This window comes from Streptococcus sp. DD10 (genome assembly GCF_001578805.1).
Lineage (GTDB): Bacteria > Bacillota > Bacilli > Lactobacillales > Streptococcaceae > Streptococcus.
Genome location: NZ_KQ969171.1, coordinates 1 through 5,116 on the forward strand (window position 1 = coordinate 1; position 5,116 = coordinate 5,116).

1 tRNA gene and 3 rRNA genes are annotated in these 5,116 nt (G+C 49.4%); all 4 read right to left on the minus strand.

Annotation, left to right across the window (positions count from 1 at the left end):
- Window positions 1-107: ribosomal RNA gene (gene rrf / locus STRDD10_RS09835) — 5S ribosomal RNA — on the minus strand; the annotation flags it as partial.
- Between the two features lie 94 nt (window positions 108-201).
- A 23S ribosomal RNA gene (locus tag STRDD10_RS09840) occupies window positions 202-3,102 on the minus strand.
- Between the two features lie 135 nt (window positions 3,103-3,237).
- A tRNA-Ala gene (locus STRDD10_RS09845) sits at window positions 3,238-3,310 on the minus strand.
- Window positions 3,311-3,364: 54 nt separating this feature from the next.
- Window positions 3,365-4,913 (minus strand): 16S ribosomal RNA (locus STRDD10_RS09850).
- Between the last annotated feature and the right edge of the window lie 203 nt (window positions 4,914-5,116).

Here is a 5,116-nt window from a genome sequence, read left to right on the forward strand (position 1 = left end):
CTTCCATATCTCACAGGGGGCAACCCCCAACTACTTCCGGCGTTCTAGGGCTTAACTACTGTGTTCGGTATGGGTACAGGTGTATCTCCTAGGCTATCGTCACTTAACTATGAGTAATACCTACTCAAAATTGAATACCTATAGTATAACATAAAATAAACTCTCTGTAAATATCTCTCAGTTACTTTATCGTAACTTATCTTGGATAAGTCCTCGAGCTATTAGTATTAGTCCGCTCCATTGCTCACACAACTTCCACTCCTAACCTATCTACCTGATCTTCTCTCAGGGCTCTTACTGATATATAATCATGGGAAATCTCATCTTGAGGTGGGTTTCACACTTAGATGCTTTCAGCGTTTATCCCTTCCCTACATAGCTACCCAGCGATGCCTCTGGCGAGACAACTGGTACACCAGCGGTAAGTCCACTCTGGTCCTCTCGTACTAGGAGCAGATCCTCTCAAATTTCCTACGCCCGCGACGGATAGGGACCGAACTGTCTCACGACGTTCTGAACCCAGCTCGCGTGCCGCTTTAATGGGCGAACAGCCCAACCCTTGGGACCGACTACAGCCCCAGGATGCGACGAGCCGACATCGAGGTGCCAAACCTCCCCGTCGATGTGAACTCTTGGGGGAGATAAGCCTGTTATCCCCAGGGTAGCTTTTATCCGTTGAGCGATGGCCCTTCCATACGGAACCACCGGATCACTAAGCCCGACTTTCGTCCCTGCTCGAGTTGTAGCTCTCGCAGTCAAGCTCCCTTATACCTTTACACTCTGCGATTGATTTCCAACCAATCTGAGGGAACCTTTGGGCGCCTCCGTTACCTTTTAGGAGGCGACCGCCCCAGTCAAACTGCCCGTCAGACACTGTCTCCGATAGGGATCACCTATCCGGGTTAGAGTGGCCATAACACAAGGGTAGTATCCCAACAACGCCTCCATCGAAACTGGCGTCCCGATCTCATAGGCTCCTACCTATCCTGTACATGTGGCACAGACACTCAATATCAAACTGCAGTAAAGCTCCATGGGGTCTTTCCGTCCTGTCGCGGGTAACCTGCATCTTCACAGGTACTAAAATTTCACCGAGTCTCTCGTTGAGACAGTGCCCAAATCATTACGCCTTTCGTGCGGGTCGGAACTTACCCGACAAGGAATTTCGCTACCTTAGGACCGTTATAGTTACGGCCGCCGTTTACTGGGGCTTCAATTCAGATCTTCGCTTTCGCTAAACCCTCCTCTTAACCTTCCAGCACCGGGCAGGCGTCACCCCCTATACATCATCTTACGATTTAGCAGAGAGCTGTGTTTTTGATAAACAGTTGCTTGGGCCTATTCACTGCGGCTGACTTAAAGTCAGCACCCCTTCTCCCGAAGTTACGGGGTCATTTTGCCGAGTTCCTTAACGAGAGTTCTCTCGCTCACCTGAGGCTACTCGCCTCGACTACCTGTGTCGGTTTGCGGTACGGGTAGAGTATGATTAACGCTAGAAGCTTTTCTTGGCAGTGTGACGTCACTAACTTCGCTACTAAACTTCGCTCCCCATCACAGCTCAATGTTATAGAACTAAGCATTTAACTCAATTCACACCTCACTGCTTAGACGTGCACTTCCAGTCGCACGCTTTAGTTAGCCTACTGCGTCCCTCCATCACTACATACTCTAGTACAGGAATATCAACCTGTTGGCCATCGGATACACCTTTCGGTCTCTCCTTAGGTCCCGACTAACCCAGGGCGGACGAGCCTTCCCCTGGAAACCTTAGTCTTACGGTGGACAGGATTCTCACCTGTCTTTCGCTACTCATACCGGCATTCTCACTTCTATGCGTTCCAGCGCTCCTCACGGTACACCTTCTCCACACATAGAACGCTCTCCTACCATACCTATTAAAGGTATCCACAGCTTCGGTAAATTGTTTTAGCCCCGGTACATTTTCGGCGCAGGGTCACTCGACTAGTGAGCTATTACGCACTCTTTGAATGAATAGCTGCTTCTAAGCTAACATCCTAGTTGTCTGTGCAACCCCACATCCTTTTCCACTTAACAATTATTTTGGGACCTTAGCTGGTGGTCTGGGCTGTTTCCCTTTCGACTACGGATCTTAGCACTCGCAGTCTGACTGCCGACCATAATTCATTGGCATTCGGAGTTTATCTGAGATTGGTAATCCGAGATGGACCCCGCACCCAAACAGTGCTCTACCTCCAAGAATCTTTATGTCGACGCTAGCCCTAAAGCTATTTCGGAGAGAACCAGCTATCTCCAAGTTCGTTTGGAATTTCTCCGCTACCCACAAGTCATCCAAGCACTTTTCAACGTGCCCTGGTTCGGTCCTCCAGTGCGTCTTACCGCACCTTCAACCTGCTCATGGGTAGGTCACATGGTTTCGGGTCTACGTCATGATACTAAAGCGCCCTATTCAGACTCGGTTTCCCTACGGCTCCGTCTCTTCAACTTAACCTCGCATCATAACGTAACTCGCCGGTTCATTCTACAAAAGGCACGCTCTCACCCATTAACGGGCTCGAACTTGTTGTAGGCACACGGTTTCAGGTTCTATTTCACTCCCCTCCCGGGGTGCTTTTCACCTTTCCCTCACGGTACTGGTTCACTATCGGTCACTAGGGAGTATTTAGGGTTGGGAGATGGTCCTCCCAGATTCCGACGGGATTTCGCGTGTCCCGCCGTACTCAGGATTCTGCTAGGTATAAAGACTATTTAAAATACGAGGCTCTCACTCTCTTTGGCTGACCTTCCCATGTCATTCTTCTATAATCTTTAAGTCCACGTTGCAGTCCTACAACCCCGAAGAGTAAACTCTTCGGTTTGCCCTCCTGCCGTTTCGCTCGCCGCTACTAAGGCAATCGCTTTTGCTTTCTCTTCCTGCAGCTACTTAGATGTTTCAGTTCACTGCGTCTTCCTCCTCATATCCTTAACAGATATGGGTACTAGCCATCAGCTAGTGGGTTCCCCCATTCGGAAATCCCTGGATCTTCGCTTACTTACAGCTCCCCAAGGCATATCGTCGTTTGTCACGTCCTTCTTCGGCTCCTAGTGCCAAGGCATCCACCGTGCGCCCTTATTAACTTAACCTTATTAACCTAATTCTTTCAAATTAGAAAACTCATTAAATACTTACAGCGTTTTCGGTTTATTTTCTTGTTACTATTTGATATAGATATTCAATTTTCAATGTGCATTCTCTTAACAACTTTCTATCGTTGTTAATGGAGCCTAGCGGGATCGAACCGCTGACCTCCTGCGTGCAAAGCAGGCGCTCTCCCAGCTGAGCTAAGGCCCCACAAGACCTCTCAAAACTAAACAAGACCCAAACGTACATTCCGTGTTTCCTTAGAAAGGAGGTGATCCAGCCGCACCTTCCGATACGGCTACCTTGTTACGACTTCACCCCAATCATCTATCCCACCTTAGGCGGCTGGCTCCTAATAGGTTACCTCACCGACTTCGGGTGTTACAAACTCTCGTGGTGTGACGGGCGGTGTGTACAAGGCCCGGGAACGTATTCACCGCGGCGTGCTGATCCGCGATTACTAGCGATTCCGACTTCATGTAGGCGAGTTGCAGCCTACAATCCGAACTGAGACTGGCTTTAAGAGATTAGCTTGCCGTCACCGACTTGCGACTCGTTGTACCAGCCATTGTAGCACGTGTGTAGCCCAGGTCATAAGGGGCATGATGATTTGACGTCATCCCCACCTTCCTCCGGTTTATTACCGGCAGTCTCGCTAGAGTGCCCAACTTAATGATGGCAACTAACAATAGGGGTTGCGCTCGTTGCGGGACTTAACCCAACATCTCACGACACGAGCTGACGACAACCATGCACCACCTGTCACCGGTGTGCCGAAGCAAAATCCTATCTCTAGGACGGGCACCGGGATGTCAAGACCTGGTAAGGTTCTTCGCGTTGCTTCGAATTAAACCACATGCTCCACCGCTTGTGCGGGCCCCCGTCAATTCCTTTGAGTTTCAACCTTGCGGTCGTACTCCCCAGGCGGAGTGCTTAATGCGTTAGCTGCGGCACTAAGCCCCGGAAAGGGCCTAACACCTAGCACTCATCGTTTACGGCGTGGACTACCAGGGTATCTAATCCTGTTCGCTACCCACGCTTTCGAGCCTCAGCGTCAGTTACAAGCCAGAGAGCCGCTTTCGCCACAGGTGTTCCTCCATATATCTACGCATTTCACCGCTACACATGGAATTCCACTCTCCCCTCTTGCACTCAAGTTAAACAGTTTCCAAAGCATACTATGGTTAAGCCACAGCCTTTAACTTCAGACTTATCTAACCGCCTGCGCTCGCTTTACGCCCAATAAATCCGGATAACGCTCGGGACCTACGTATTACCGCGGCTGCTGGCACGTAGTTAGCCGTCCCTTTCTGGTAAGTTACCGTCACAGTGTGAACTTTCCACTCTCACACTCGTTCTTTACTTACAACAGAGCTTTACGATCCGAAAACCTTCTTCACTCACGCGGCGTTGCTCGGTCAGGGTTGCCCCCATTGCCGAAGATTCCCTACTGCTGCCTCCCGTAGGAGTCTGGGCCGTGTCTCAGTCCCAGTGTGGCCGATCACCCTCTCAGGTCGGCTATGTATCGTCGCCTTGGTGAGCCGTTACCTCACCAACTAGCTAATACAACGCAGGTCCATCTGATAGTGGAGCATTTGCCCCTTTCAAATTCTTGTCATGCAACAAAAATTGTTATGCGGTATTAGCTATCGTTTCCAATAGTTATCCCCCGCTATCAGGCAGGTTACCTACGCGTTACTCACCCGTTCGCAACTCTTCCAGAAGAAGCAAGCCCCTTCCTTCAGCGTTCTACTTGCATGTATTAGGCACGCCGCCAGCGTTCATCCTGAGCCAGGATCAAACTCTCATTAAAAATGTTTGTTTGAGTTCTTAACTCATTCTGTCCATCTGACAGATTTATTTTATTGACAGGTTACTTTCGTAACCCTGCACGTTTGGTTCGTCTTGTTCAGTTTTCAAAGGTCTTTGTCGCTTCTTCTTGTCTCTCACGCGACAACTATATTAGTATATCACGTCTTGATTATGCTGTCAACACTTTTTTTATCTTTTTTTATC